Below are 3,758 nucleotides of genomic sequence, written 5' to 3'. Positions count from 1 at the left end.
GCGCGCGGGTACGGCGGCCCGCCTGCGGGTCGCGGCGCCGTACTGCGAGTTAGCGGCCGCCGCGCGGCCGGTTACGGGGGACACCGCACCGTCACGGCCAGCGCCCCACTGAGCTGCACAATCCACGGATAATGCAGGAGACGAATCATGATAGGAGGCTGAAGGGGAAATGAGCGGCAGCAGGGGAAGGGGTTGCCAAGCGGAGCGCGGAGGCCGCAGGCCGGAGGCGTCAGTGGCAGCTGCCCGCGTGAGCGGGGCGAGACGCGTAGCGGCTCGATGCGCAGCACAGCAGAACGGCCCCGGAGGGGTGACGTCCGGGGGTTCGCTTTTAAAGATTTTCGACCACATCAGTAAATCGTAGTGACACCATGAAGCAAAAGTATCGTGCAGACCAGAATCAACAACAGTAACAGCAGACCTTTTTTTCGACGTAATAAAACCGGCCCCAAAGCGCCCGCAAGAAGCACACTCAACACGATTTCCGTTATGCTAATCGTATTCATAATCTCTCACGTTTCCCTTTTTAGAACTCTGCCACACACGGATAAAACCTTATAACAAAGCAACAAAACCCGTTATTCAGACACGGTAATGCCTAGTTTTTTTGCCAGAATTTCAGATGACAAAGAAACCCTTATCGACTTCCCGGTTACAAGGTGAATGATTGTGGCTTCATGCCCTTCAACAGAGTGGGATATTAACTCACGCTGAATGATATGCGTCTCTCCATCATTTCCCGTCACGGCTATTAGGCTCTCTGTAGAACAGGGGTTGATACTACTAATGTTGGTGTTGTTTTCGGTTTTGTTCAGCATCGCTGATCCTCAAATATCGGTTTGTGTTACGTCTGCCGCTTTGCGCTGGATAAGCGACTTAAAGAAATCCGACGCCTTCAGAATATCGCTATCCTGGAAGTCGGGAAATGTCGCTTCTGTCAGCTCCTGCGCCGTACCTGCCCGTATAACGGTTTCATCGCGGATCATCGTTCGCTTAACGCCATCAGCCTGTTTTTTGCTGAAGGAGTGCCGGAAAATAATCGCGTATTGGCCGCCGCTATCCTGATGAACAGAAGTATCCCAGCGATGATTACCCTGTTTACGATAGTGGTGATAGATTTGCTGGCCGTAGCGCTCCTGATCGGAATTACGGTAATCGAACATTAACAGTTCCAAAAGCATTAACCGATCTGGCAATTGCCAGGCGGTAGGGTGTTGAAGTGTCGCTAACATAGTTTCCCCTGAGCGTGACAGTCACGATAAGGCGGGCTTTGCCCGCCTGGTTATCAGTTAATCAATGGCACGATAAATACGATTCTGGCTTTCGTTCTCCAGCGTATTAACGTACTCCCGCAACAGGTGATACCGGTTAGCCATCGTTTCGTTCAGTTCGGCTTTGCCTTCTTCATATGCCAGCCCGCAAAAGTAACTGTAGGCATACAGACAAACAATAATCCCTACTTCGCGCGCGCTGCATTCACCTTCAAAATAGTTAGGTAACGAGAGCCAAAGAGGTTGGGGCGCTTCCATAAAAAACGCGCCATTGCTGGCCTGAAGGTATTCCCAATACCCTCCCTGGTAGTCTTTAGCGTAACGATTCAGAAAGGACTGAATGAAGTGATCTGCGCTGAAGAAAGCGCCACGAAATGCCGCAGGCATGAAGTTCATGCGGGCGTTTTCAGAAATGTAGCGGGCGGTGATTTCGATAGTTTCCATGATACTTCCTCTTTAAGCCGATACCGGCGATGGTTAAGCGGCAGGCACATCACCTGCCACTTTTTAATTATCGTACAATGGGGCGTTAAAGTCAATACAAGTACGGATTATATTTACCTAATTTTATGCCCGTCAGAGCATGGAAGGCGACCTCGCCGGACTCCACCGGACACCGGGGGCAAATCGCCGGAAACTGCGGGACTGACCGGAGCGACAGGCCACCCCCCTCCCTGCTAGCCCGCCGCCACGCGGCCGGTTACAGGGGACACTGAGAAAGCAGAAAGCCAACAAACACTATATATAGCGTTCGTTGGCAGCTGAAGCAGCACTACATATAGTAGAGTACCTGTAAAACTTGCCAACCTGACCATAACAGCGATACTGTATAAGTAAACAGTGATTTGGAAGATCGCTATGAAGGTCGATATTTTTGAAAGCTCCGGCGCCAGCCGGGTACACAGCATCCCTTTTTATCTGCAAAGAATTTCTGCGGGGTTCCCCAGCCCGGCCCAGGGCTATGAAAAGCAGGAGTTAAACCTGCATGAGTATTGTGTTCGTCACCCTTCAGCAACTTACTTCCTGCGGGTTTCTGGCTCGTCAATGGAAGATGGCCGCATCCATGATGGTGACGTACTGGTTGTGGATCGCTCGCTGACGGCCAGCCACGGCTCAATCGTAGTCGCCTGCATCCATAATGAATTTACCGTGAAGCGGCTACTGCTGAGGCCCAGACCCTGCCTGATGCCGATGAACAAAGATTTTCCTGTGTACTACATTGACCCGGATAATGAGAGCGTTGAAATCTGGGGAGTGGTTACGCATTCCCTTATCGAGCATCCGGTATGTTTGCGCTGATTGATGTCAATGGCATGTACGCCAGCTGTGAGCAGGCATTTAGGCCAGATCTGGCAAACCGAGCAGTGGCCGTTTTATCCAACAATGACGGCAACATTGTGGCCCGTAATTACCTGGCGAAGAAAGCGGGCCTGAAAATGGGCGATCCGTACTTCAAAGTCAGACCCATAATCGAGCGTCATAACATCGCTATTTTTAGCTCTAATTACACTCTCTATGCCTCCATGTCGGCCCGGTTCGCGGCCGTAGTTGAGTCCCTTGCAAGCCACGTCGAACAGTATTCAATCGACGAGCTTTTTGTTGACTGCAAAGGGATAACGGCCGCCATGAGCCTTGACGCTTTCGGGCGCCAACTGCGCGAGGAAGTCAGGCGACACACAACGCTGGTATGCGGGGTCGGTATTGCCCGTACTAAGACGCTGGCGAAGCTGTGTAACCACGCTGCAAAAACATGGCCCGCTACTGGCGGGGTGGTTGCTCTGGACGATGGCGCCAGACTGAAGAAATTAATGAGCATCCTGCCGGTTGCGGAAGTCTGGGGCGTCGGCCATCGTACAGAGAAAGCACTCGCCACAATGGGGATCAAAACGGTGCTGGATTTAGCCAGGGCAGATACGCGCCTAATCCGTAAGACGTTTGGTGTTGTGCTTGAAAGAACGGTACGGGAGCTACGCGGCGAGGCTTGCTTCAGCCTGGAAGAAAACCCTCCGGCGAAGCAGCAGATTGTTGTATCGCGCTCATTCGGCCAACGCGTAGTAGCCCTGGCGGATATGCAGCAGGCGATCACCGGATTTGCAGCGCGCGCAGCTGAAAAACTGCGTAATGAGCGGCAATACTGCCGCGTCATAAGCGTCTTTATCCGCACCAGTCCTTATTCAGTGCGTGATACACAGTATGCCAATCAGGCAACCGAAAAACTGACGGTGGCAACCCAGGACAGCCGCACGATAATTCAGGCGGCACAAGCCGCGCTGGCGCGGATCTGGCGGGAAGATATTGCGTATGCAAAAGCAGGGATCATGCTGGCCGATTTCAGCGGAAAGGAGGCCCAGCTGGATTTATTCGACTCTGCTACGCCTTCAGCTGGCAGCGAGGCGTTAATGGCTGTTCTCGATGGCATAAACCGGCGTGGCAAGAGCCAGCTGTTTTTTGCAGGCCAGGGCATCGATAACTCCTTTGCCATGCGCCGTC

5 protein-coding genes are annotated in these 3,758 nt (G+C 52.7%); 2 read left to right on the top strand and 3 right to left on the bottom strand.

The annotated features are described in order from the left end of the window. Nucleotides 1-575 precede the first annotated feature (575 nt). The 3 genes from ACOTX2_RS24380 to ardB are packed head-to-tail and all read right to left on the bottom strand — an operon-like array spanning nucleotide 576 to nucleotide 1,712. On the bottom strand, nucleotides 576-815 hold the full coding sequence (locus ACOTX2_RS24380) for a hypothetical protein (RefSeq protein WP_000932975.1): 240 nt from the start codon (nucleotides 813-815) through the stop codon (nucleotides 576-578). A gap of 9 nt (nucleotides 816-824) precedes the next feature. Beyond that, nucleotides 825-1,229, bottom strand: a complete 405-nt coding sequence (ardR, locus tag ACOTX2_RS24375) for an antirestriction protein ArdAB regulator ArdR (protein WP_000881513.1) — start codon at nucleotides 1,227-1,229, stop codon at nucleotides 825-827. Nucleotides 1,230-1,286: 57 nt separating this feature from the next. Next, complete coding sequence (ardB, locus tag ACOTX2_RS24370) at nucleotides 1,287-1,712, bottom strand: antirestriction protein ArdB (RefSeq protein ID WP_000447669.1); 426 nt, start codon at nucleotides 1,710-1,712, stop codon at nucleotides 1,287-1,289. A 414-nt stretch (nucleotides 1,713-2,126) separates the two neighbouring features. Here ardB and mucA point away from each other — a divergent pair, with 414 nt between their 5' ends. Next, complete coding sequence (gene mucA / locus ACOTX2_RS24365; protein ID WP_000861760.1) at nucleotides 2,127-2,567, top strand: translesion error-prone DNA polymerase V autoproteolytic subunit MucA; 441 nt, start codon at nucleotides 2,127-2,129, stop codon at nucleotides 2,565-2,567. Then, the coding region (gene mucB / locus ACOTX2_RS24360) for a translesion error-prone DNA polymerase V subunit MucB (RefSeq protein WP_421625999.1) at nucleotides 2,555-3,758 on the top strand (1,204 nt) is incomplete at its 3' end. The genes mucA and mucB, both read left to right, overlap by 13 nt.

Source organism: Enterobacter cloacae complex sp. IR5412 (assembly GCF_049237385.1).
In the GTDB taxonomy this organism is placed as follows: domain Bacteria; phylum Pseudomonadota; class Gammaproteobacteria; order Enterobacterales; family Enterobacteriaceae; genus Enterobacter; species Enterobacter intestinihominis.
Note: the sequence above shows the minus strand (reverse complement) of the source record. Positions and strands in the feature narration are given on the sequence as shown.